Annotated in this window: 19 protein-coding genes; 8 read left to right on the forward strand and 11 right to left on the reverse strand. The window is 42.1% G+C overall.

The genetic code is table 11. The features are described 5' to 3' along the window. The first annotated feature begins 481 nt into the window (after nt 1-481). Entirely contained in the window at nt 482-703 is a 222-nt protein-coding gene (locus tag ACM0OX_RS06245; protein WP_414514087.1) for a ferredoxin-thioredoxin reductase variable chain, read from the forward strand. A gap of 5 nt (nt 704-708) precedes the next feature. Here ACM0OX_RS06245 and ACM0OX_RS06250 read toward each other — a convergent pair whose 3' ends face one another. The 6 genes from ACM0OX_RS06250 to ACM0OX_RS06275 form a co-directional block, all read right to left on the reverse strand. Continuing rightward, the gene (locus ACM0OX_RS06250; RefSeq protein ID WP_414513964.1) at nt 709-930 is read right to left on the reverse strand and encodes a hypothetical protein; all 222 of its coding nucleotides are present in this window, start codon (nt 928-930) and stop codon (nt 709-711) included. Between the two features lie 249 nt (nt 931-1,179). Continuing rightward, entirely contained in the window at nt 1,180-1,971 is a 792-nt protein-coding gene (locus tag ACM0OX_RS06255) for a YdcF family protein (protein ID WP_414513966.1), read from the reverse strand. A gap of 117 nt (nt 1,972-2,088) precedes the next feature. Further along, the gene (locus ACM0OX_RS06260; protein ID WP_414513968.1) at nt 2,089-2,595 is read right to left on the reverse strand and encodes a hypothetical protein; all 507 of its coding nucleotides are present in this window, start codon (nt 2,593-2,595) and stop codon (nt 2,089-2,091) included. An 85-nt stretch (nt 2,596-2,680) separates the two neighbouring features. Then, nucleotides 2,681-4,210: an AAA family ATPase gene (locus ACM0OX_RS06265; protein WP_414513970.1), complete on the reverse strand. Its 1,530-nt coding sequence runs from the start codon at nt 4,208-4,210 to the stop codon at nt 2,681-2,683. Nucleotides 4,211-4,309: 99 nt separating this feature from the next. Next, nucleotides 4,310-4,909, reverse strand: a complete 600-nt coding sequence (locus ACM0OX_RS06270; protein ID WP_414513971.1) for a 50S ribosomal protein L25/general stress protein Ctc — start codon at nt 4,907-4,909, stop codon at nt 4,310-4,312. A gap of 102 nt (nt 4,910-5,011) precedes the next feature. After that, nucleotides 5,012-6,355 carry an adenylosuccinate synthase gene (locus tag ACM0OX_RS06275; protein WP_414513972.1) on the reverse strand — a complete coding sequence of 448 codons (1,344 nt, stop codon included), beginning with the start codon at nt 6,353-6,355 and terminating at the stop codon, nt 5,012-5,014. Between the two features lie 650 nt (nt 6,356-7,005). Between ACM0OX_RS06275 and ACM0OX_RS06280 the strand changes: the two genes are divergently transcribed. Next, nucleotides 7,006-9,174 carry a PAS domain S-box protein gene (locus ACM0OX_RS06280; protein WP_414513974.1) on the forward strand — a complete coding sequence of 723 codons (2,169 nt, stop codon included), beginning with the start codon at nt 7,006-7,008 and terminating at the stop codon, nt 9,172-9,174. A 60-nt stretch (nt 9,175-9,234) separates the two neighbouring features. Next, nucleotides 9,235-10,077: a DUF928 domain-containing protein gene (locus ACM0OX_RS06285; protein WP_414513976.1), complete on the forward strand. Its 843-nt coding sequence runs from the start codon at nt 9,235-9,237 to the stop codon at nt 10,075-10,077. Between the two features lie 332 nt (nt 10,078-10,409). On the opposite strand, the gene ACM0OX_RS06290 is transcribed toward ACM0OX_RS06285, so the two are convergent. Both ACM0OX_RS06290 and ACM0OX_RS06295 read right to left on the reverse strand, forming a co-directional pair. Then, a complete protein-coding gene (locus tag ACM0OX_RS06290) occupies nt 10,410-13,652 on the reverse strand; it encodes a PAS domain-containing protein (RefSeq protein WP_414513978.1) in 3,243 nt (1,080 codons plus the stop codon). A 275-nt stretch (nt 13,653-13,927) separates the two neighbouring features. Then, on the reverse strand, nt 13,928-15,874 hold the full coding sequence (locus ACM0OX_RS06295; RefSeq protein WP_414513980.1) for an amino acid transporter: 1,947 nt from the start codon (nt 15,872-15,874) through the stop codon (nt 13,928-13,930). 519 nt (nt 15,875-16,393) lie between these two features. Here ACM0OX_RS06295 and ACM0OX_RS06300 point away from each other — a divergent pair. Continuing rightward, nucleotides 16,394-17,188 carry an Rpn family recombination-promoting nuclease/putative transposase gene (locus ACM0OX_RS06300; protein WP_414513982.1) on the forward strand — a complete coding sequence of 265 codons (795 nt, stop codon included), beginning with the start codon at nt 16,394-16,396 and terminating at the stop codon, nt 17,186-17,188. Between the two features lie 67 nt (nt 17,189-17,255). Here the strand turns inward: ACM0OX_RS06300 and ACM0OX_RS06305 are convergent, their stop codons facing one another. After that, nucleotides 17,256-18,332, reverse strand: a complete 1,077-nt coding sequence (locus tag ACM0OX_RS06305) for a PIN/TRAM domain-containing protein (RefSeq protein WP_292775495.1) — start codon at nt 18,330-18,332, stop codon at nt 17,256-17,258. 405 nt (nt 18,333-18,737) lie between these two features. On the opposite strand from ACM0OX_RS06305, the gene hemW reads away from it, so the two are divergent. Together hemW and ACM0OX_RS06315 are read left to right on the forward strand one after the other, a co-directional pair. Next, nucleotides 18,738-19,919, forward strand: coding sequence for a radical SAM family heme chaperone HemW (gene hemW / locus ACM0OX_RS06310; protein WP_414513984.1), 1,182 nt, complete (start codon nt 18,738-18,740; stop codon nt 19,917-19,919). Between the two features lie 50 nt (nt 19,920-19,969). Continuing rightward, the gene (locus tag ACM0OX_RS06315) at nt 19,970-20,857 is read left to right on the forward strand and encodes a sugar phosphate nucleotidyltransferase (RefSeq protein ID WP_414513986.1); all 888 of its coding nucleotides are present in this window, start codon (nt 19,970-19,972) and stop codon (nt 20,855-20,857) included. A 200-nt stretch (nt 20,858-21,057) separates the two neighbouring features. Here ACM0OX_RS06315 and ACM0OX_RS06320 read toward each other — a convergent pair whose 3' ends face one another. After that, the gene (locus tag ACM0OX_RS06320; RefSeq protein ID WP_414513988.1) at nt 21,058-22,449 is read right to left on the reverse strand and encodes a hypothetical protein; all 1,392 of its coding nucleotides are present in this window, start codon (nt 22,447-22,449) and stop codon (nt 21,058-21,060) included. Nucleotides 22,450-22,724: 275 nt separating this feature from the next. On the opposite strand from ACM0OX_RS06320, the gene ACM0OX_RS06325 reads away from it, so the two are divergent. After that, nucleotides 22,725-23,849 (forward strand): THUMP domain-containing class I SAM-dependent RNA methyltransferase, encoded by a 1,125-nt coding sequence (locus ACM0OX_RS06325; protein WP_414513989.1) that lies wholly within the window; start codon nt 22,725-22,727, stop codon nt 23,847-23,849. Between the two features lie 293 nt (nt 23,850-24,142). After that, on the forward strand, nt 24,143-24,409 hold the full coding sequence (locus tag ACM0OX_RS06330) for a hypothetical protein (protein WP_334698352.1): 267 nt from the start codon (nt 24,143-24,145) through the stop codon (nt 24,407-24,409). Nucleotides 24,410-24,705: 296 nt separating this feature from the next. Here ACM0OX_RS06330 and ACM0OX_RS06335 read toward each other — a convergent pair whose 3' ends face one another. Next, nucleotides 24,706-25,932 (reverse strand): response regulator, encoded by a 1,227-nt coding sequence (locus ACM0OX_RS06335; protein ID WP_414513991.1) that lies wholly within the window; start codon nt 25,930-25,932, stop codon nt 24,706-24,708. Between the last annotated feature and the right edge of the window lie 48 nt (nt 25,933-25,980).

Consider the following 25,980-nt stretch of genomic DNA (forward strand, 5'->3'; position numbering starts at 1 on the left):
CCCTCACAGTCTGCCTTACAACAATGTTAAGAAAGATGCGGGTAATGGATAGCCTCTTAGGAGAGAGGTTTGGAGAGAGGTCAAATTCTATTGCATACAAAACAAACAAGCGATCGCAATAACCAAGCATCTGCCATACACTAAAATTCGTGAGAGAGTTGACCTGGGGAACATCCTAGAGTCAAGATAAAAGGGTTGGATATCTTGTCAAAGTACTAAGCACATCCGATATCGCCTGATTTTCTTTCATTTCCCTGCTTTTGGGTTAAAGAGAAAGGCTATGGGCGATACTTATTAACGTGGCAAAAAACTGAAAAAAGTACGCGCGGATTGCTAAGACGTGCCTGGACGCAGAGGGTTAAGCCGTTGCACCCCGATGAAGCGTCAAGAAATAGCTGATTAAATCAAATTCTAAGCGATTTAATCATATATTTTGTAGCAGATACTTGTGGAAAAGAAAATGCTAGGTGTAAATGTTGTTATGAAAGTTGGCGATCGCGTCCGCGTTAAAGATTCGGTAGTGGTGTATCATCATCCTGAACATCGGAATCAGCCTTTTGATATCAAAGGTACAGAAGGCGATGTAGTAGCTATTGCCACCCAATGGCGAGACAGACCAGTAAGCGCTAATCTGCCGATTGTAGTCCAGTTTGGTAAAAAGTTTAAAGCCCACTTGCGTGAAAATGAGTTAGAAGTCATCTAAAGCACTTATCGGCGGCGAAACCACTGAAAAATATTCAGTTCGCCGCGCATTCTTTTAAGCTCTTGGCGGTTTTCCTCTGCTGTTGTATAATACCAATCACAATAACGCTGAAACTCCGACCGTGACCGAACTTCGTGGTAAAACTGATGGGTTGTTTGGTAAGCGGCAAAAGCTTCCTCAACTTCGGGTTGAGCAACTGGAATAATATAAGGTAAATTTTTTGACATAAAGTTGATTTAGTTTGTCATTTGTCATTGGTCATTGGTCATTGGTCATTGGTCATTGGTCATTAAGAGTTTCCAATTCAGGCAATTACCGCACTTCATAACTCATAAGCTAAACCACATCTAGTTTGCATATCTAAAATTTATATAACTCATGTGGGGTGGGCATCTTGCCCGCCGTAATTATGCAATTTAAATGTGGAACAGCTTAACTCATAACTCATAACTCATAACTCATAACTCATAACTTAATTAAAGCCAACCGCGTAAGCGATAAACTAAAGAACCAATATACTCTTTTAAAGCGGTGGTAAATTGGTGTAAGTTATCAGTATCAGGTAATAAATTTAGTATAGCGGCTTTGGGAGTACTACTGAGTTCTTGCAACTCACCCTCACTCACTAGAAAGTCTGTAGGTGCAGGAATAGCATTGATTCCTTGACGCTGGAAAATCTGAAGCGATCGCGGCATATGCATTGCCGAAGTAACTAATAATACTTGATTTATCCCACGAGATAACAAGATTTTGCGGACATTTACAGCATTTTGATAAGTATTGAGAGAGTCAGGTTCTTGGATAATCGCCTCAGATGGAATACCAATAGATGTAAGTATTGTGGCCATATCTGCTGATTCTGGTGAACCACTTCCACGCCAATCAATGCGCCCGCCGCTCAGAATGATTATAGGCGCTTTTTTCTGGCGATATAGTTGTGCGGCGTAGATGACGCGATCGCCTGCTTCACTTAAATCAACGGTAGGTCTTGGGGGAAAAGCTGATTTTGTTGCGCCACCCAAAACTACAATCGCTTCTGCATTAGGTATTTGGGCGAGTGGAAGATTTTGCCATTCTAGCGATCGCACTAATGATTTAGCGATCCAAGCATTGCTACAAAATAGCAATAAAGTTAGGGAAAAAGCAATTGCGATCGCAGCAGTCCGCGGTCGTCTCCACAAAGTCACTAATGCTACTACCAAGCTTACACAGGCTAATCCTAGTGGATAAAAAAATAGCGGCAGTAATTTGGATAGATATAAAAACATATTTTAGGGCGTGGGGCAGGGAAGCAAGGAGCAGGGGGGCAGGGGAGCAGAGGAGAAGTAGCAGCAGTAAGTCTTTCCCCTCTGCCCCTCTGCCTTTCGTGCCCTATTCCCAAATTACTACCTTTCCCAAAACTTGAAATTGAAACTACTTCCAGGAGCGCGACGGTAACGGCGACCGGCTCTTCTGATTTGCCGTTTGTTGATCCTTTCGTTCGTTGGTTCAACTTCTGTCTCTTCTGATTCTTCAACTTGTAACTGAGTTCTAGTTTCTTCCTTACTTCCCCACCAAGCAGTAATCCAGCCTCCAGCTAAAGCGCCTAATCCACCTAGCAAGATACTCATGGGTGCTGGATAGCCCAAATATACAAAACCCAGCATGAAAAATAACCAGTATTTCAATCCTGTATCGACACCATCAGATGAGGCGACAGCTGGAGTCTGGGGGCTATTATCAGTTAAATTTGCGATCCAGCTTAAAATGAAACCGCCCATGATTCCTAAAAAGATGCTCAGGGCTGGTGCGGAGCCGGTCATTATTAATATAAATGTTAAAAATGCCCCAAATAATAATTGAGAAAAGAAGCTGGGAGAAATACTGAAAAAGTCGTTCTTTTTGTCTGCCATAAAATAAAAAACTTATTTAACTAATTACTAACTCGTAATTCGTAATTGAATAGAAAATTACGAATTACGAATTACGAATTACGAATTATTTTAATTGTGCCTGTTGTGATTGAGTTGTATCCCAAATCTTTACATAAGGTTGTTCCTCTTCAGTGAAAGGTTCAGCTTGTTTGATTTGTGAAGCTAATAAATCGGCGGTGGCATCAGCAATATCACCAGTGCGATTGTTTAAACGCTCCTTTAGAACTTCCAACGGTGCTGTGCATTGGATAATCTGAAGGGGAAGTTGATGTTTTGTAGCTTGTGCGATCGCTTCTTGCCGTAATTGTTGTTTATCATACTTGGCATCCAAAATCACCGAAAAACCTTGTTTAGCCAGGATAATTCCCAATTCCAACAGCCGTGTGTAAGTTTTCTCGGTCATCTCTGGTGTATACAAATCATCGCCACCCCGTTCCCACAACGGAATTCCCCCTAAATGCTTCCGCACTGCATCCGAACGCAGGTGAATCGCTCCCTGTTGACGAGCTAAAGACCTTGCTGTGGTACTTTTACCAGAACCCGACAATCCCGACATCAATATTAGTTGTCCCAGATTTGGTTTAGTGTACTCCCAAGCCTGTTTGTAATAATCAGCGGCAGTTTTTGTCGCTTCTTCCTTCACCGTCGCAGGTACACTCGGATCGTCTAGCAAAAATGAAGTTACCTTCGCCCGGACATAAGCCTGACGACTTAAATACAAGGGCAACACCTGTAAGCCTTCCCAGTCTCCAGTTTGCTCTATATAGGCATTTAAAAACGCATTACCTAAATCTTTGCGTTGGCGAGCTTCCAAATCCATCACCGTGAATGCCACATCGTACATCACATCGACAAAGCGAAATGGCTCATTAAATTCAATGCAATCGAACAACAAGATTTTATCGTGCCACAGGGCAATATTTCTCAGGTGTAAGTCTCCGTGACATTCACGAATATAATCGTTGTGAATTCTGCTAGCAAATAATTCTGGACGTTCAGCAAAAAATTTATCTGTATATTGCTGTGTTTCTGTATATTGCGCCTGAGTCTGGGGGCCACTAATATACTTCTCAGTTTGCTGATAATTCTCATCAAAGGCAGCCCGGACATTTGGCACTTCACCAAAAGTGCGAATGTAATCATTCGTCTGTGCTTCGGCATGATATTGAGCCACTACCCTTCCCAACTCATCTAGGTGTGTCTCATTTAACTTACCTTTTTCAAAAAGTGTGCTTAATAGCGACTCTTGAGGAAACTGGCGCATTTTCAGCACATATTCAACAGCCTCGCTCGTTCCCCCTAACTGGTATTGCTCCCCTACCAGAGTTATGGGCAAAACTTCTAAATACAGTTCACCAGCACCCCGCTGATTTAACCGTAACTCTTCCTGACAAAAATGCTGCCGCTTATCTAAGGTGGAAAAGTCCAAAAAGCCAAAATTCACAGGTTTTTTCAGCTTATAAGCGTAATCTCCAGTCAACAGCACATAAGAAATGTGAGTTTGAATTAGTTGAATGGGTTCTGTTACCTTATGGGGATAAAATCCCGGCTGCAACATGTGCTGAATTAAAGCTGGAAGAGTCGCTTCTGTCATCTCTGTCCTCTGCGCTCTCTGCGCCTCTGCGGTTCAAATACAAAAAAACCAGGAGTTCCCCCCTGGTGTCATCAAAAATTATTACACAGTTTACCTAGCTTAAGAAGCTGCTTCAGTTTCTGTACCAGCATCTTCAGCGCTAATTTGTGGTGGCAAAACGCTGACAACAAGTCGTTCTGATTCAGCTAGAGGTGTTACACCTTCAGGAAAGGCTATATCACTAATACTCAAGCTGTCGCCAATTTGCAGGTTAGAGACATCGATTTCGATGACATCTGGGATGTTTTCTGGCGCACAACTCACTTGTAATTCAGAAATTACTGTGTCTAACACACCACCCTCTTGTTTAACACCAACAGCAGTTCCCACAAAACGCAGACGTACTTCTACAGTGGTGTCACCGTGGCCAGCAACCGCGAAAAAGCTTAGGTGGTAAGGCGTACCTTTGGCTGGATGGATTTGAAGTTCCCGCAGCAAGGTTTTACCGCGCCAAGGTGCATCAGCAACATTCAACTCAATCAAGGTGTTGTTAACGGAAGCTCTTTTGAGCAAACGCTCAACAGTTTTAGCTTCAATGGTCAAAGAAATGGATTCTGTACCCTTATGACCATACAAATTGGCAGGTATCAGTCCAGCACGGCGCAAAGCTCTTGGCTTGCTGCCTTCTGGACGTTTTTGAGATTCGACTGTAATAGCCATAGAAGTTGTTAATTAGAGTTAGTTGTTAATTATAGTTAGGAGTTAGGAGTTAGGAGTTAGGAATTTTGATTGAATTACTCACTCTTAACTCCTCACTCTTAACTAAGCACTAAGTAGGGTAGCAGGTGTACCGTCGGGGTGCAATAAAGCGCGTTTGGGCCCGTGGATGGGGTCTTCTACGATTATGGTTTGATCGCGGCTGGCTCCTAATGAGACGATCGCGATCGGGACTTCCATCAATTCGGCTAAGAATTTGAGATAATCCAATGCTGCTTGTGGCAAGTCTTCTAGGGTGCGGCAGTGAGTTGTTGACACTTTCCACCCCGGTAAGGTTTTGTAGATGGGGCGACATCTAGCAAATTGACGAGAACTGGTGGGGAAGTGTTCGCTGCGTTGGCCATCTATGTCATAAGCGACACAAACTTGGATTTCTTCTAATTCATCGAGAACATCTAGTTTGGTGAGCGCCATACAATCCATGCCGTTAATCCGCACGGCATAGCGACCGATGACAGCATCAAACCAGCCACAGCGCCGTTTGCGTCCGGTAGTTGTGCCAAATTCGGCACCGCGATCGCACAATAATTCTCCTAACTCGCCATCCAATTCGGTGGGAAATGGCCCCTCTCCGACACGGGTTGTATAGGCTTTTGACACCCCAATTACCCGGTCAATCATTGTCGGCCCTACCCCTGCACCAACGCAAGCCCCACCCGCTACCGGGTTAGAGGAGGTGACATAAGGATAAGTTCCATGATCTAAGTCTAGGAGCGTACCTTGTGCGCCTTCAAACAAAATATTGCGCCGTCGCTGAATTGCATCGTATATTTTTAACGATGTATCAATAACGTAAGGCCGCAAGCGTTCTGCATAACCCAAATACTGTTCAATCACCTCTTGTGGATCTAGAGGCGGCAAGTTGTAAAGCTTTTCTAAAATGACGTTTTTATAATTAATCGTCCACTCCAGCTGCTCGCGCAGCCCATCAGGGTTCATCAAGTCTAAAACCCGAATGCCTGTACGTTCAGATTTGTCAGCATAAGTCGGCCCAATGCCCCGACCTGTTGTGCCGATCTTATAGCTTCCCCGTCGTTCTTCAGATGCCTGGTCAATCAATCGATGATAAGGCATCGTTACGTGGGCTGTCTCAGATATCAGCAGGTGGTCAGTGGAAATATTTAATTCTTTTAGTTGGTCGAGTTCTGCGATCAAAATCTGTGGATCGATGACTGTTCCACAGCCGATAATGCAATCGGTATTTGGATACAAAATCCCAGAGGGTATCAGGTGCAGTTTAAAGGTCTGACCTTTAACTACAATCGTGTGTCCAGCATTGACACCCCCTTGGTAACGCACCACAACATCTGCGGAACGGCTGAGTAAGTCAGTTATTTTACCTTTTCCTTCATCGCCCCATTGGGCACCTATGACAATGACGTTAGCCAAGAGCTTATATTAAGAAGTAAAGTTTCCACAAACTACTATTATTAACATATTGCTTAGGTTGTGTCAAGATAATTGTAGTAAGAACGTACAGACGTGCGCCTCAACAGTAAATTCCATTGTGGATCTATGATGTCACCCTGTTATGACAGCGATTACCATCAACTTTAATATGGATGCAAAAGTGCGACTTGGTTGGCTAATCGATTGAAAAACACGTCGCGTCGAAATTTGTAAACAAGGACAACCACAAGAAGTATTAGAGTCTCCCAATAGCACAGCATCGCGTAAATAAACATAATAGACTTCTTGCAAAAGTCAGGGTAAAGGATAAAGGATGTATTCAAAACCTTTCCCTTTTAACCGAACCGTATTGCACTGCAACGTCTCTGCAAATATTATGGATAGGCAAATTACCCGATCTGAACTGTATTAGCGATACTACAGCTCAAAATAAATTTATATTAAAATTTAGCGGATTTATTTATGAGTATCATGTATAAATCATCATCCTTAAAAATCCAGATATTTACAACTACAACAGATTGTATTTTGCTACCCGTGTTATTAAAATCCTTAAAATATTTTCAGTATTTGTTTTTAATCTCTAATCTTAACTGATGGAGGGCATCTGCGGCAGAAGGGGCGATCGCATGAGCAAAAAATGGTATCGAGTCCAAAAGCTGAAAGCAATATTTGTCCTAGCATTGGCAGTTGTATTTACTAATGCTGTAGTTTCGTATAGCAACACTGTGAAGCTGATTCACAACCAGCAATGGCTAACATACTCCTATAAAGTTATTACCCAAATTGAAAGTATCCAATCTACACTCAAAGATACTGAAACTGCACAACGTAGTTATTTAATTACAGCAGATGCAGATGATTTACAAACTTATCTTACAGCTTATCAACAAACCAATAGCAATATTCAGATTCTTAAAATTTTAACTGTTAATAACCGTCAAAAGCAGCAGTGGATTGCTTTACTAGAGCTGAAAATTACCAAGAGACTCAATATTCTCCAACAAGAAATTTACCTCAGAAAAAACCAGGGATTAGAAGCAGTTCGGCAGCAAATATTATCTGATAATGACAAACAAATTGGCAAAGAGATTCACCAGTTGATTAACGACTCTTTGAAAGCCGAGAAAAATTTATTACAGCAGGAAATGCAGCAGTCACAAGCGAATTCCCAAAAGGCGATAGTGATATTTTTTATCGCTGCGATTGTGGATTTGGTGCTGGTGGCGTTGCTGTACGATTTGTTGTGGCGTTATATCAGGCAACTTCAGCAAACAGAACTGGCTTTACGTCAAAGCGAAAATCGTTTACGAGCCATGATAGATGCAGAACCAGAATGCATCCAGCTAATTGCCAAAGATGGCACCCTTTTAGAAATTAATGCAGAAGGGCTGGCAATGATGGAAGTGGAAAGTGCTGATATCTTGATTGGTAAACCAGTTGATGCTGTAGTTGCACCAGAGTATAAAGCAGCCTTTGCCGACTTGCATAAAAGTGTCTGCCAAGGTAACAAGGGGACTTTGGAGTTTGAAATCGTGGGATTTAAAGGCACTCGCCGCTACATAGAAACTCATGCCGTACCACTACGTAACGAATCTGATGGCACGTTTATCCATTTGGCACTGACGCGAGATATAACCCAGCAAAAACAGGCAGAACAGAAAATTCGCGAACAAGCAGCGCTGTTGGATGTATCAACTGATGCGATTTTAGTGCGAAATATCCACCACCAAATCTTATTTTGGAATAAAGGTGCTGAACGTCTATACGGCTGGAAAGCTGAGGAAGTTGTGGGTAAGAATGTTTTACAACTTTTATATAAAGAAATTTCACCACAGCTAAAAGATGCTTACTTGAGGGTGATGAATACAGGTGAGTGGCGGGGTGAGTTGCATCAACTGACAAGGGAAGGCAAAGTAATTATTGTTGAAAGTCGGTGGACATCGATTCGAGATGATAATGGACAACCCAAATCTATTTTGAGTGTGAACACTGAGATTACGCAACAGAAACAACTAGAAGCTCAACTTTTGCGATCGCAACGTTTGGAGAGTATTGGCACTCTAGCTGGCGGTATCGCTCACGACCTCAACAATATACTATCGCCAATTTTAATGTCAGTTCAACTGTTGCAGAAGAAATTGCCCGATTCGCAGAGTCAGCAAATACTGCAAACTTTAGAAAATAATGTCAAACGCGGCGCTAATTTGCTTAAACAAGTGTTATCTTTTGCACGCGGTATTGAAGATAAACGGACAATTGTGGAAATTCAGCCTTTGATGGCAGAGATTGAGCAAATTATCGCTCAAACATTCCCCAAATCCATTAGTTGCCAGATAGATATCCCTAAAAATCTCTGGTACGTTCGTGGAGACATAACTCAACTACATCAGGTATTGATAAACTTGGTAATCAACGCCCGCGACGCTATGCCCAATGGTGGCATTTTAAGAATTGCGGCGGAAAATCTAGTGATTGGCGAACATTCTGCCCAGATAAATATAGATGCGAAAGTTGGTTCTTATATTGCGATCGTGGTGACGGATACTGGTATGGGGATGTCGTCAGAAGTTCAGCAACGGATTTTTGAACCATTTTTCACCACCAAAGAGGTAGGCAAAGGTACAGGTTTAGGACTTTCTACGGCGTTGGGTATTATTAAGAATCACGATGGTTTTGTAAATGTTTACAGTCAAGTAGGCAGAGGTACTCAATTTACAGTGTACTTGCCTACCTCAACATTTAGAGACACACATTCTTTGTCTCAACAATTGGAATCAGTTATAAAAGATAGCTAAATATACCTACAACCTTTATGATGACGATAGCAACAAGCAAAAATCGTACCTGTTAAGTCAATGAAATGGATCTTAACAACTGCTCTGATTTTGAGCAGCACTACCCAATATTCAGCACAAGTAATAGATCAAACTAAACAACCAGTTACTAATAAACAACCTGCACAACCAGTTAAAACACCTGCTTCACCTCAACAACCTACTTCTCGGCCAGTTTTTATTTTGCCAAAAGCACCTGCTCCATTAAGTCCTGTATCTGGGCGTAGAGCAGGAATGGGTAGTCGAGATAATTGCCCTGCGGTTTCAATCCCGCTCACTGCTTTAGTACCATTTCAAGAGGAACAAAAGGTTGGCGAACAGACAAACAATTCAATTGTCGGGGCTGTAGAGGGACTAACCACTTTAGAACGACCTACGTTTTGGTTTTACATCCCCTACACTAAGGATTTGTCTAACTCAAGCGCTGAATTTAGCTTACAGGATAGCGCCGAAAATGATGTTTATAGAAATGCGATCGCCCTACCTTCAAAGCCAAGTATCATTGGTATTTCTCTCCCTAGTACTGCTTCATTAGAAGTAGATAAGACATATCGCTGGTATTTAAAAGTACGTTGTAGCCAAGAGACAGCAAGCATTCCTGTATATGTAGAAGGGGACATTAAAAGAATTAATTTAGATTCTCGTGTTATCCAACAAATAGAAGCCGCAAATGAGCCTCGACAAAAAATTATAATCTATGCTGAAAAAGGGATTTGGTTTGACGCTTTAAATCTGCTAGCAGAAATACACATTTCTAATTATAAAGATACATCTATTGAAGAAGATTGGCAAAGCTTATTACAATCAATCAATTTGGATAATATTGCTACGATACCTCTAATAAAATTACCAACCCGCGAATAATTTCATATCCAGTAAAGTATAGACTTCTTGGCATTTGTCGGGGTAAAGGGGAAGGTGGGGTCTTTCAAGGGTAGGTATTTAAAAATCAAGCAGTGGAGAGGGTGATTTGAGAGACATGGAGTTGTGGTGTTAACTTTGGCCAAGGCAAAATTATACACCTTTGTTAACGTGAGTTCGACAAGTCTTATTTGACCTCTCCCCCAACCCCTCTCCGACACGGAAAGGGGAGTAAAAAGCTTAATTTTCGTTGCTCCTCCCTTTCCGTTTCGGAGAGGGAGGCTGGGAGGGAGAGGTTCATCGAACTCACGTTACATAACATTCGATCGCAAGTTTTAGCCATGATTTTGCCCTAGCAAATCTGCAATTGAGGTGAGTAATTCAGTTGGTTGTACTGGTTTGGCAATGTGTTTCTGAAAACCAGCCGCTAAGACTCGATCGCGATCGCTTTCTCCAGCATAGGCGGTAAGAGCGATCGCCGGAATTTCTCCGCCCTCCTCTTTGGGCATGGCTCTAAGCATCTTAATCAAGCTGTAGCCATCCATTTCTGGCATTCCTAAATCACTGATTAATAAATTAGGTACAGCCTGTGCTATAATCTTTAGCGCCTCTTTTACCGATGCTGCGGCAGTTATCAACGCCCCATTCTGTTGTAGCAAGAAGTGCAGAAACTCCCGTGTGTCAACATCATCATCGACAATTAATACCCGTAGTCCACGCAGAACTGACGAGTTAAATTTCTCCCCTGCTCCTCCTGCTTTCTCTGCACCGTCACTCTCCTTCATTACGGGCAGTCTGACAGTAAAAACTGCTCCCTGTCCAATTCCTGGACTGGCTGCTTTTACAGTACCACCATGCAACTCTACTAAGTGACGAACTATTGCCAATCCCAGTCCCAATCCGCCGAATGTCCTGGTTGTGCTGCTATCGGCTTGACGAAAATATTCAAATACGTGGGGTAGAAACTCAGGGGAAATACCTTGACCTGTATCTTTAACTTGAATTAGTGCAGAGTGGAAAGTTAATTCACGACTCAATGATAAACTGACTTCGACTGAACCACGAGAGGGAGTAAACTTGACTGCGTTCGAGAGTAAATTCCCTACAACTTGCTGTAAGCGATTATAATCGCCTAACACTTTACCAACATTGGGGTCAACCTGTACTTTAATCTGGATAGATTTAGTTTCGGCGATTAACCGGACTGTTTCTAATGCAGCATCAATTACAGCTACTAGGTTAACAGTGGCAAAAGTCAGGTTCAACTTACCGCGAATAATTCGGGAAACATCCAGCAACTCATCAATTAATTGAATCTGCAATTGAGCATTTCTTTCGATGGTTTCTAAAGCACGATTTGTAGTCACTTCATCAAATTTGCGGCTTTTGAGTAGCGATGACCACCCTAAAATCGGGTTGAGGGGCGATCGCAATTCGTGAGAGAGAATAGCGAGAAACTCATCTTTATTCCGGTTTGCCTGTTTGAGTTCCTCTGCTTGTTGTCTAAGTGCTTTTTCTAATTGCTTTCTGGGGGTGAGGTCAAGAATAAAACAGATCCAAGATGTGGGATCTCTCTCCACCAAGGCACCACCAATTAGTATCGGAATGCGGGAACCATCCTTGCGGATGTATTCTTTTTCAAAGGGAGTAAATAGCCCAACCGTTAAAAGTTGTTCTATTCCTTGCCGATCGAGAGCATGATATTCAGGTGGGGTGATATGTTGTCTGCGTATCTTACCTGTCAATAGTTCCTCTCGCGTATAACCCACCATTTCTAAAAAAGCCTCGTTCGCCTCAGTAATGTAATTAGGTGTGGCGAACATAATGCCAATAATGTTGGAATCAACTAACCGCCTTAATTGAGTTTCACGCTGGCGTAAATCATTTTCTACCTGTTTGCGTTGGGTAATATCCTGGGTAGTACCCATCATTCGTACTGGCTTACCCTCGGCATCATAAAAGACGCGACCTTTAGCAAAAATCCAATGAATACTACCATCAGACCAAGGGATGCGGTATTCGATGTCACACTCAACATTTTCCTCCAGAGAGCGGGCGATCGCTTCATGAATGCATTGGCGGTCTTCTGGATGTACGCAGTTGAGGAAAATCTCAAAGTCGATTTCGGCTTCTAGGGACACTCCAAACAGCTGCCGACATTTGTCTGTCCAAATCACCTCGTTGGTGGTGATATTCCAAAACCACATACCCATTTCAGCAGCATTAGTGGCCAACCGAATCCGTTCTTCACTCTCGCGCAGATTTGTTTCAATTTTTTGACGTTCCCATAGGGCAGCTTGCTGTTCGGTAATATCAGTACTCGCACCAACTACCCTAACTACTTGACCATTTGCATCCCGGACAGCAAACCCCTGATCTACCACCCACAAATAGCGGCCATCCTGGTGACGCACTCGATATTCAATCCTATAACGGTTTCCATTGGCCATACTAGCCATGAATTGGTCATTAACTCTTTGTTGGTCATCGGGATGAATGCGTTCTTGCCACCACTGGAAGGTCGGTTCAGTTTCTTGTTGGGTGTAGCCAAAAACCTGGGTTAGACCTTGAGTTCTTTCCACAGTATTTCTGCCAATTTCCCAGTCATAGATTAGGCAATTAACTGCCTCTGCTGCTAGCTCAAACCTTTCATTACTTTGCCGTAGGGAAATTTCTATGTGTCGTCGCTCTGTAATATCAAAAGCGATCCCCAAAAGATATTGCGGCAATCCATCAACATTTCTGCTGTACACAGTGTCATAGCTACAAAACCAGCGCCACTCTCCATTAGCGTGTAGAATTCGGTATTCAAAGCTGAGAACTTCGCCCTGATGAGTAGAATTAAATTTTTCAAGATAGCTAGGGAGTCGAGCCAAATCTTCAGGGTGTAGAAGTTGAGTAAATAACTCCTTTCCCATTGCCTGGATTTCTGATGGTGTGTAGCCCCAACCTTGAGCAATTTCGTAATTAACGTAAGCATTTCGCTGCTCAATTAGGTCATAAATGTAGAGTATTCCCGGAAGAGTGCCAGCAATTTGTTGAAACAGACGTTGACTATCCCACAATGTCTGGAATTCATCTGCATCAACTTGTTGAGTATTTTGTTCGCAACTACAGTCATCCTGGAACTGGCCGTGCTTAAATGCCGTAATATCCGAAAAAGTGGTGACGATCGCGTAGGGATTGCTTGCTTCAGTTTGAAACAGAGGTTGGGAGGACAACAAGAGCCAGACTAGCTCACCATTTGGCTTATAAAAGCCACACACTACATTTAAACAAGGCTTACCTGTTTTTTGGGTAACACTCGTAGGATGGATTTTACTGAGTAAAGGAGAGCCATCTTCATGAATAAATTGCCACTTGGGATCGAGCAAATTTTGCCCTACAAGCTGTTGGGCGGTTAGTCCCAAAATGCGATCGCTAGCAGCATTGCAAGCCTGGATAGTGCCATCAGGCAACTGAAGCACCATTCCTTCTTCTCCACTGGCGACTAGCGAAGAATTTGCCTTTTTACTAACTTGCCGATGCAGCAGCTTGTGATTAGCCAGCTGGTTGTGGAACTTTTCCGCGTCTGGCATTCTAAAAAGTTAAATAATTTTAAAGTTAATCTAAAAGTGAATGGCTCATATTTACATAAATTTTAAGGCAATTTCTTCCATCTTGAGGTAAAAGCTGCGAATCGCTACTTCTATCATTGGTTTATTTTTTGCCACATATTTTTTATAGGACAAGAGGAGGAGGAGAAAAAAGAACTCTGTTAACGAAACAGTGCCGAGTGATTTTAATTTACTCAGCACTGAGAACTCATTACTCATTACTCATTACTCAGCACTCATTACTCAGCACTCCTGAATCAACCCCCAACGTGAATACCAGGTCGCATGTGGGGATCTTTTTCAGCCCGACGCAGTACTTCACGGGTAACTACAGCAATGTCGCCTTCGCCAAACAAGATAAAACGCAATAGGTATTGTATGGGATTTCCCTCAACCCAGCCGAAGTAAGCATGGGGAATCTTACCTGTTTGGTCGCGAATGTAAAGTAGTAAAGCTGCGATCGCATTTGGTACTGCTGCACTTTCAGCCCGGAGGATGCGATAATCACCAACTTGCACCCCTTTTACTACAATCACATCCGCAAATTCCGAAGCATCGGATACATGAATTTCTAGAAACAGAATTGGATCGTTGGGTGGAATATGATTGTCTTCACGTACCTCTTTCTCTTTCATAAAATACTCTAGGACATCGCCCGTATTCAACCGATTTGCAATCAGTCGTATTACTCCCTGGCTTTCTTGGGCAAGGAATTGACCAGCAAGTTCGTCAACTTCAATTCGCTCTGCTCGCAGTTCTGTTGAACGCCAAACACGAGAAACCAGCGAGGTAAAAATGATTGCACCGATGAAAAAACCAGCAATCCTAATCCCTTCTGGTCTTTCGATGATATTAACAATGGTGGTATATAAAAATAACAGTGTAATGATGCCAAAAACGAGTCTGGCCCGCTTCTGTCGGTGACGGTGAGCCGATAAGGTGACGGCAAAGGCGGCTGAGGTGATCAACACCAGCACACCAGTTGCGTAAGCCCCACCTTGGGCTTCTACACTTGCTTTGAAGATAATTGTCACAACAAAAGCGATTGTTGTGTAGACTAACACCAAAGGTCGGGTTACTCGTGCCCAATTGGGTGCCATACCATAGCGTGGTAGATAGCGAGGCACGATATTTAACAGCCCTGCCATTGCAGATGCACCTGCAAACCACAAAATAGAAATAGTACTTAAATCGTAAATTGTGCCAAAGCCATTGCCTAAATACAGATGTGCTAAATAAGCAAGTGCCCGTCCGTTGGCTTTGCCCCCCGATGCAAATTCTGCGGTTGGAATCAGTAGAGTGGTTATAAAGCTGGTGGTAAGCAGAAAGAAGCTCATAATTAGAGCAGCAGTGGTAAGCAGCTTGCGTGTGTTCCGAATCCGCCCTTTGGGATGCTGCGGAGTGCTGTTACTACTGCCTTTAACCAGAGGCATAACGGTAACACCAGTCTCAAAACCTGACAATCCCAGCGCTAGTTTGGGGAAGATGATGAGAGAGATGCCGATTAGTATCAAAGGGTTAGAATGGCGTGCAAAAAGTGCAGTTTGCCAGTTAGCGATCGCTTCTGTGTGAGTTAATATCTGATACACACCGACGCTAACGACAATGAAGTTTAACAGCAGATAAGCTCCCACCAAAACTACTGCAATTCCAATGGCTTCTCGGAAACCTCTCAAGAAAACTGCACCTAGTAATGCAACTAATATCAGGGTAACTGCGATCGTTTGATTGTGAAGCCAAATTGGTGTCAGCGGATTTTCGATGATATGGGCTGTGGCATCAGCTGCTGACAAAGTAATGGTAATAATAAAGTCAGTTGCCACAAAGCCAAGTAAGCACAGTACAAGTAATTTGCCTTGCCACCAGGGAAGTAAACGTTCTAACATTGCGATCGACCCTTCACCATGAGGGCTTTCGGCAGCAATGCGCCGATAGATTGGCAACGCTCCAAAGAGCGTCAGCAAAACCAGAATCAGGGTAGCTATAGGAGAAAGAGCGCCAGCTGCCAGTGCTGCAATCCCTGGTTGATAGCCAAGGGTCGAGAAATAATCTACACCAGTCAAGCACATCACCTGCCACCAAGAATGCTGGCGATGTACTTCTTCCTTGCGATAAGGCCCTTTTTTTTCTCGTCGGTCTTCTTCAAGCAACCAGTGGATTAACTGACTGCCGAGCCGTTTTGTTGAAACAATTGATTTAGCCATCAAATACGGTTGTGTTGCAAAAGTCGGCTTTGTGATTTTTTTAAGCCTTTGTGGTTTATTAAAATTTTTAACTACAAAGGCATAGCACTATTATTGTATGTTAAGCATCCTGTCCGATTTACAAAATATATAGTAGTTGTTCGTAGTCGTCTACCATATAAAGATCGGTTGCAGGTTTTGGTATAGGAATAATCAATACTGCAACCGTATATTTTGGGATTAATGCTTTTGCACTCTTAGCACCTTTAAGCCATATAAATTCTAAAAAAACGACGCTGCGAAACTTGGTATGTACGCAATCAACAAATCATCTCTAAAATAAAAGTCACTTTTAGTTATATTATGTTTGTATAAATGACCATAAAGTAATTAGCGTGGTAATCTATAACTCTGTTTGTGTAGCCGTAGACTTTAGTTTGATGGAATTATAGACATATAGTCGTACACAATATACAAACAATGTATTAGATAAATTTCTAGCATCATACGAACCCATCTGCACCAACTACACTAATTCAGATGTTTGACAATATCTGTAAGTTTTTAGTTGAGAACTTCTCCAGTGACTTCGCTACATGGTTATTAGGCGAATCTATTAATTTAACAGAACTAAGTCCAAAAGAATTATCTCTCGAACCCATTCGGGCTGATGCTCTAATTCTGTTGCAGTCGGAGCAAAGCATATTGCATTTGGAATTTCAAACCCAAGTCGATGCGGAAATTCCTTTTCGGATGATTGACTATCGATTGCGAGTATATCGCCGCTTTCCAAACAAAGCAATGCATCAAGTCGTAATTTACCTCAAGCAGACAAATTCAAATTTGGTACAACAAAATACATTTGCCATTGCTGGGACACGACATGAATTTGCAGTTATCAGACTTTGGGAACAACCTACAGAAGTATTTTTGAGAACACCTGGACTTTTACCTTTGGCGGTGTTAAGCAGTACAATCGATCCAGAAGTTATACTTAACGAAGTGGCACGGGAAATTAACGGTATTACAGAATTAAGAACTCAAAGTAATATTGCTGCTTCTACAGCGATTTTAGCTGGTTTAGTATTAGATAAAGAGGTTATTAAACGAGTTTTGAGGTCAGATATTATGCGCGAGTCAGCGATTTATCAAGACATTCTACAAGAAGGCAAGGCTGAAGGCAAGACTGAAGGCAAGGCTGAAGCGTTACTCGAAGTGGCAAGAAATCTATTTAGTACTGGTATGCCATTAGAGCAAATCGGCAGAGTCACAGGGTTATCAATTGAGCAGTTACAGTCTTTACAGGTCAGTGAGTCTCGTGAGTCCAATCAATAAATAATCGGTGCAGGTTGACTGCACCGATTACCAAGTGTCACTCGAATTGAACAAACATCCCATTGTTTCACGCCAATGCTGAAGCTTGGGGTTTGGCAAAAATCATTCTTCCTGCTGTAGTTTGTAAAGCACTGGTAACTACTACTCGCAGTTCACCACCCACGTAACTGCTACCTTCTTCAACGACTACCATTGTGCCGTCATCTAGGTAGCCAATGCCTTGACTAGGTTCTTTGCCTTCCTTGAGGATTTTTAAATCCAGGTTGTCGCCTGGTAAATAACTGGGACGAACGGCATTGACTAAATCATTCACATTCAAAACAGGTACTTTCTGAACACTGGCAACTTTAGACAAGTTGTAGTCGTTGGTTAGCAGTGTGCCGCTAATTTCTTGGGCAAAGCGCACTAACTTGGCATCCACTGTGGGAATATCTTCGTAGTCAACTGCATTAATCAGGATGCGATCGGGATAATCTTCCTTAATACGGTTGAGAATTTCTAGCCCTCGCCTTCCCCGCACCCGCTTTTGGTCTTTGCTAGCATCCGCTACTTGTTGGAGTTCTTGCAAGACAAACTGCGGTACGAGAATTTGCCCTTCTAAAAACCCTGTTTCTAGTAAGGCTTCAATACGACCATCAATAATACAGCTAGTATCTAGAACTTTGGTATTGGCTGGTTTTAATGTTCCTTCCACTACCATCGATTCAACGGTGTTGGGATTAATGAACCGCAATAAGCCTCGCCCGTGGGTGTCTGCCAAATTCATGCCAGTGACGGAGAGGATGATACTACCGACAACTGCCACCAATGGCTTAATAAATCCAAAATCTGCCGGGATCGGGAGCAAAAATAGTGGGGCTAGCATCAGGTTGGCTAGTAATAGCCCAATCACTAAGCCGATCGCACGAGTTAAAATCACTTCTAGAGGCATTTCTTTGACTTGTGATTCTAGGCGACGATATGTCGTCTGGAAACTCAGCCCGATCGCACCACCAATAATAGCGGCAAAGACGGCAACAACTAAGCGTAAAGCTTCTAGATTCGTTACCTGATCTAGCGCCCCATTGGGTAGTAGTTCAATGCTGTAGAACCCTATTCCCGACGCTGCTAGGATAAATGAGAAAATAATAATGGCGTCAAGCATGGTTGTCTTGTTTTCCTGCAACTGTGTTAACCGATAAAGTTAAGTATTTTTTATTTCATCGGTAAGATAAACTAATCAATATTGACTTACACTAAGGGTTTAGGCTGACAATATCTGCAATTATTATAACTAAAGGCTTTTATCTTAATATTTTTCATTGTTTTGTTGTAAAAAGACAAAAACTTGTAAATAAACTACTTATTTTGTAAGAATTCAGAATCCAGAATCCAGAAGTCAGAATTAAGAAGACTTTGATACCCAAACTTAATAATTTTAATAAAATCAAGAAGTTATTACACGCTTGATTTGACAATTATTCTGGTTCCTGACTCCTGACTTCTGGATTCTCACCTCCTTTTCATTGTCTCTAATTCGCAGTTGGATTAACTTAAAACTTTTCTCAAAATGAGTAAAAAATTTAGTATTTCTGGAATTGCGAGTTCCGCTTATGTGCATATTCCCTTTTGCAGACGGCGGTGTTTTTATTGTGATTTCCCGGTGTCTGTTGTAGGCGATCGCTTGCGGGGCGAAACATCTGGTACTATTTCCCAATATGTTGAGGTGCTATGTCAAGAAATTGCCATTACACCAGCATTTGGTCAACCTCTGAAGACAATTTTCTTCGGTGGTGGTACTCCTTCGCTGCTCTCAATAGAGCAGCTACAACGGATAATCACAGAGCTACAGAAGCATTTTGGGATTGCGTCTGGGGCAGAGATTTCTATGGAAATTGACCCAGGCACCTTTGATTTAGCCCACATAGCAGGCTATCGCAGTGCAGGCGTGAACCGGGTAAGTTTGGGCGTACAAGCCTTTCAATCAGAATTATTGCAAAGGGCGGGGCGATCGCACTCAGTTGAAGATATTTTTGCAGCTGTGGAACTAATCCACCAAGTCGAGATTCCCGTATTTAGCTTAGACTTAATTTCTGGATTGCCGCATCAGTCTTTGGATCAATGGCAAGATTCCCTAGAAAAAGCCGTAGCAATAACACCCACTCACATTTCCATTTACGATCTTACCATCGAACCAGGTACAGCCTTTGGTCGTTACTACAAACCTGGCGATACTCCTTTGCCTACGGATGAAGCCACAGTCAAAATGTACCAGATGGGGCAGCAGGTTTTAACTAATGCAGGTTATGAGCATTATGAAATTTCCAATTATGCTCAACCTGGTCATCAATGTCGGCATAATCGAGTGTATTGGGAAAACCGCCCTTATTATGGCTTCGGTATGGGTGCGGCGAGTTATGTTGAGGGGAAACGCTTCACTCGTTCGCGTAAAACTAGGGAGTATTACCAGTGGGTACAAGCTGGCGGTGTAATTGATTGTGATGTAACTCCCCTAAAGGAAGTATTGTTAGAAACGTTAATGTTGGGGTTGCGTTTGGCTGAGGGTTTGAGTTTGGCGGCGTTGGCGGAAGCTTATGGTGAAGGGAAGGTGGAGGAAATTTGCAGGTATTTGCAATTGTATTTTGAGAAAGGTTGGGTGGAAATTGTAGAGGGAAGATTGCGTTTGATTGATCCCCAAGGGTTTTTATTTTCTAATGTGGTGTTGGCGGAATTGTTTGAGAAGTTGGGATGACGAACCGCAGAGGCGCAGAGGGCACAGAGAGAGGAGGGGAGGAGAGGTTTATGCAAAAAAATAAAGTTAGAAAAGCTGTGATTCCGGTAGCTGGTTTCGGGACTCGTTTGTTTCCAGCTACTAAAGTTGTCAAAAAAGAACTTTTTCCGATTATCGATCGAGATGGTAGGGCAAAACCTGTGATTCTCGCAATTATTGAAGAGGCAATTAGTGCTGGAATTACAGAAGTGGGGATTGTGGTGCAGCCAGATGACAAAGAAATATTTGCAGATTTCTTGAAAAACCCACCCAAAAAAGAACTTTTAGAAAAACTTTCACCACAAAATCAAGAATATAGCCGATATTTGGAAGATTTAGGTAGCAGAATTACCATTTTGTTACAAGAGGAGCAATTAGGCTATGGTCATGCAGTATTTTGTGCCAAGGATTGGGTACAAAATGAGCCGTTTTTGCTCATGTTAGGCGACCACATTTATGCATCTGACATTAAAAAATCTTGTGCTAGTCAAGTTTTAGATGTTTACGAACAAGTTAATCAAAATGTTGTTGGCTTAACTACAATGCCAGCAGAAATTATTCATAAAGCTGGGTGTGTAACAGGAGTTTGGCAAGAGGTAAACTCGATTTTATCAGTTACCCAACTCTATGAAAAACCGACTATTGAGTATGCACAACAGCATTTACGTGTAGAGGGAATGTCAGAAAATGATTTTTTAGGTATATTTGGCTTATATTTACTAACCCCGAAAATTTTTGACTTTTTAGCAGAACATATCAACCAAAATTTCCGAGAACGAGGTGAATTTCAGTTAACATCTTGTCTTGAAGAATTGCGTCAGGAAGAGGGAATGACAGGATATGTTGTTAAAGGCAAGTGTTTTGATACAGGTTTGCCAGATGCTTATCGTCAGACAATGATTGATTTTAGAAAAATATAGATTAATCTCGGTTCAATTCATTTGCCTGGGAGGTTCTCACTTTTTAAGATGGTTCAAATAGATAGTAGTCTATTGAGGTAAGCAGAGACATCTTGAAACTATACCGTCTAATTTGCTCCTGGCGATCGCCTCTTTTTTTGTTAAAGCAGTTTTCAGGTAGATGAGTTACAAAATGCAGGACTCTAAATCAGACACAAACCTTAAGAAACTACCTCAAAACTAGCGGTAGTTAGAGCAGGAAAAGAGGTAGCATCCAATTGTGCAAATTTACCCCCGGAATTAACCGCAGCAAAATTATCCGCCGAACCATTAGGGTTATAAAAGAGACTACCATTTGCGCTATTATAAACGATCGCTGCACTACTACTTGCAGCTAAAGTATCGCTCGTCACTGTGGCAAAGTCTGCGGAATTTAATTGAGTCGGAAAGACTGAATTACTTAGAGCCGTAAAGGTAGATTTAGATAGTTGGATCTTGTCTTCCTCAAGAGTGAAGTCACTAATAGTATCAACTCCGAGTTCCCTAATATTAAACTTCGATCCTGTTGCAAATGCAAACTTATCTGAACCAGCGCCTCCTGTTAGTAAGTCGTCCCCACTATCTCCCTGTAGGTAATCGTTGCCTTGGTTGCCGATCAGAATATCTTTTCCACTACTGCCAAAAAGAATATCATCACCTTTGCCTCCCAGAAGGTTGTCGTCATCACTACCCCCATCTATGATGTCTGCACCAGCTCCACCAAAAAGGATGTCAGAACCTGCCCCCCCATCAATGTAATGATTACCAATAACACCAGAAAGCGAAATACTGTCATCACCATCCCCAGCAAAAATAACCTTATTGCCAGCCGAAAAATTCACACAACTAAAGGTATCGTCTCCCTTGGTTGTAGCGACATCAGTACCGATCGCATTTCTAGCTCGAGCAACTGCCTCTTTTATGAGATCGGCAAGATTCTCACTTGTAGAACCAACAGTCAGTACACCACCTCGACCAAGCTGGGTAACTAGTGTCTCGTAATTGGCTGCAACATTACTCGTAGTTAGAAAAATTGGAATAATGTTATTTGCTTCTAGCGCAGTTTTTACTTGTCCGACTTGTGGATAATCTTCAAAAGCATCAGCTATCGCATCTCCATTATTGCCAATACTATCTGGACTAACTGCTGCGCGATCGCCGGCAACGTGATAAATACTATCGGTGGCTATTATCACAACACGAAATGAACCTACTCTGTAACCAAGACTGCCGTTATCTAAAGCTGCGAACAAGAGCGCAAATAATTGTGATTCTGGCCCATCATTGCCACCAAAAGCTTCAAAGCCAAAGATTTTGTCTTTAATTGTTGTGACATTATTTGTCAAAGCGACTTCTGGTTGATATACATAGTCAGCGTAACCCCCAAAAGGCACAAGTGGCTTATCCTTGAAAGAGGCAATACCAAATTTCAGGTCATCACCAAATATCTTTGCTAACTTCGGGTTGGTTAAGCGATTTACCGTCGCAGGAAGTACGGCTTTAAGCTGGACTACACCCTCATTAGATGACGATGTTAAGTCTTGCAGCAGAACAATATCAGATACTAAATTCATAGTTTTTCCCTCTGATTATTTTTATTGATGGGTTGTATTGGAAAGTGGCTAAATACTATTTCAGCTTGATATTAGCAAGGTTAATTAATTTAAGATAGTACTTAAACTGAAGAAAATATAATCTCTTTCAAAAAATATTTACTGTGTCCTGACTCCTGCCTCTAATCTATTTAAGGTTATAGTTGCAGACTTAACGAGAGAGAATGTCACCAGATATAAGTTAAGCTAAAGTGCGTCAATGGGTGAGCAGTGAAGATAATGCTTTGGATTAGAGGATGAATCAGTATTTTGCAACGGTTGCTCGCGGATTAGAAACCCTTGCGGCTCAGGAGTTAGAGCAACTGGGTGCCCATTCCGTAGAGCCGGGGTTTTGCGGTGTAGCCTTTGAGGGCGATCGCACTTTACTTTATCGCGTCAATCTTTGGGCTAGGCTGCCGTTCCGAATCTTGGTGAATATCAATGAGTTTCCATGCCTTGATGCCAAGGATCTCTATCGCGGTATCCAGACTATCGATTGGCAAAACTATCTGACGCCAGATATGACCCTGGCGGTGAATGTCACGGGCAAAAACCAGCACCTCAACCACAGCCACTTCACTTCTCTTCAGGTGAAAAATGCGATCGTTGACCAGCAGCAAGAAAATCTGGGCGAGCGTTCAAATGTAGAGCTTCATGACCCAGATGTGCGGGTTAATGTTCATATTGAACGCGATTTTTGTACCGTAAAACTCGACAGTTCTGGCAATAGTCTGCATCGCCGAGGCTACCGTCCTGCGGTGGGAGTAGCCCCTCTCAAGGAATCTCTGGCTGCTGCCCTGATTCAACTTTCGGGTTGGCAACCAAACCAGATGTTCTACGATCCTCTGTGTGGATCTGGCACTTTACCTCTGGAAGCTTGCTTAAAGGCACTGAACATTGCACCAGGGCTGTTTCGCGATAGCTTTGGATTTGAAAATTGGCTCGATTTCGATCTGCCCCTTTTAGAAAAGCTGCTCCAAGAAGCTAAGGAGAGCCAACTAGATACCCTGACTGCACCTATTTGGGGAAGCGATCGCGATGAAAATATAATTGAGCAAGCGATTAATAATGCTCAAAATTGCGGCGTTGATAACCATGTATGGTTTTCTCAAATGGAGCTGGCTGATGTTGTCGCCCCCGCAGATAGTGGGATTTTATTCTGCAATCCACCCTATGGCGAACGACTGGGGCGAGATAGCGATTTAGGGGCATTTTACAAACTTTTGGGCGATGTATTGAAACAACGCTTCAAAGGCTGGACTGCGTTTGTACTCAGTGGTAACAAGGAACTATCTCAATCAATTGGACTTAAATCATCCCAGCGAATTGCGGTGTATAACGGAGCGCTGCCTTGTCAGTTAATGAAATATGAGTTGTATTAAGGCGATCGCTCTCAACTACTTCTGTTAGATCGTAAAGACGCGATAAATCATCACAAAGACGCGATAAATCGCCGTCTCTACAAAAGACCGATTATTGTAGAGACGGCGATTCATCGCGTCTTACCTGTGATATTTTTAATACTCTTTAACAAATTTAAATTTAGCCAAAAAAGCTTGAAACGACCTCTGAATCTATATTCTGGCAGTTATGATGACAACGTTTAAAAAAAGTGGCAGTATAATCGGTGACTGACAACCTGCAATTTATTTATCGCTAAAAGGCAAGGCTATTTATGTCAGATCAATTCACGTTTACTGTTACCAATGATACCGAACAAGCAATTACAGAGTTGTGGGTATCTGTCGATGATGAAGAGTGGGCTTCATTTACCTTGAGTGATTCAGGAATTCCATCGGGTGAAACAGTGACAATTGCTTGGGCTGAATATACGAATGATTCGCCCTGTGAATGGTATATATCTGCTGTATTTGAAGATGAATCAGAAAGTGAGTCAGCCGTATTTAACTTCTGTGAAGAACCAGCTTTAACGTTCGGCTAAATTTCCCAGTGCGATCGCCACCGGAAAGGGCGTGTACGCCATCGCGCTTAATACATGATTGCATATCGATTCCAGCCATAAAAACAAAAGCCCTACCTCGAAATGTATCTAGGTGGGGCTTGATATTAGAATTGATATTGGCATGAATAACATCACAGAATGAAATAGAAGAAAGCTGAAAGAAAGGTATAAAACGTATTTTACTCCTGAATTCTTCTGTATAAGACTAGGCTTTTCCAGGTGACTTGTAAAATCTATTTTCTTTCTCTGCGCGTGGAGAGAAATATAATGTTTGCTTAAGATGATAAATCTGACAGGCTTAACGGTAATAAGACAGTGAATCTTGTGCAATCTTCAATATTGGTAACTTCTATTGTGCCTTGGAGAAATTCTATAAGCTTCTTAACTAATGTCAAGCCCAATCCTGTCCCGCCAATTTTCCAGAAATCGTTGTAAGGAATTCGGTAAAATGGCTCAAATATTCGAGATTGCTCTGTTTTAGGGATTATTACACCAGAGTTGCTAATTGTAATTTGAAAGAAGGGTACTTGAGAATTAATTGTCATACCAGATCGATCGTCTTTATCGATTGCACTTTTTGTCATGTAGATAGTCTGGACAGTTAATCTAATCTCTTCATCAGGAGGAGAATATTTGCAGGCATTGTTGAGTAATTCGGAGATAATTTTGCTAACAACACCTAAGTCTGAAACCATAGGTGGTAAATTTTGAGGAATATTAACCTGGAAAATCTGTTTTTGAGAACGAGCGAGTTCTCGAAAATACAAGGTTAGATGAGGAAGCCAATCTTGAAGTTGAAATGAAGTTAATTCTAATGGATATACATCTGTATCAATCATTTGCAAAGACAGCAAAGTGTTTACCAAATCTAGCCCGTTTTCACATTGTTGACGCAGAATAGTTACGTAGCCAGCTACAGACTCAAATGGAGAAAGTAGCTCTGAATTTAAAATGCCCTCTCGCTCCAGAATATTTTCTAGCACGGAGATTGTCGTTTTGATATTCGATAAGGGCATTCGCATTTCATGAGAGGCGGTTGCTAGAAAATTATTTTTCAACTGGTTAAGCCGTTGAGATTGTGACAATTGCTCCCGTTGATAACGATTGAGTGCTGTTTGAATAGCAACATAAAGTTGTTGTTCTTTGACAGGTTTGAGGATGTAACCAAAAGCAAATGTCATGTTAGCTCGTTCCACAGTGCTTTTGTCAGAATGTCCGGTAATATAGACGACAGGGACTTGAAAACGATTCCAGATTAGCTCCGCCGCCTGAATACCGTCCATCTGACCCCGCAACTGGATATCCATTAAAACCAAGTTTGGGAGCAGTTCACCAGCTTTCTCAATGGCCGTTTCTGCCGTATCAATAATATCTAAAACAGTGTATCCCAGCAGTTCTAAAGTTTCTTGTAAATTCATTGACAGGATATACTCATCTTCAACAACCAGAATCCGAACTTTTTCTGTTATCTGGGTGTTTGATAAAATGCTGGTAATATTCATAAAGCTACTTTTTATAAAAGAAATTTTGAAGCGTTTACAAGTAATAAA

It is taken from the genome of Nostoc sp. PCC 9305 (assembly GCF_963920915.1).
Classification (GTDB): domain Bacteria; phylum Cyanobacteriota; class Cyanobacteriia; order Cyanobacteriales; family Nostocaceae; genus Nostoc.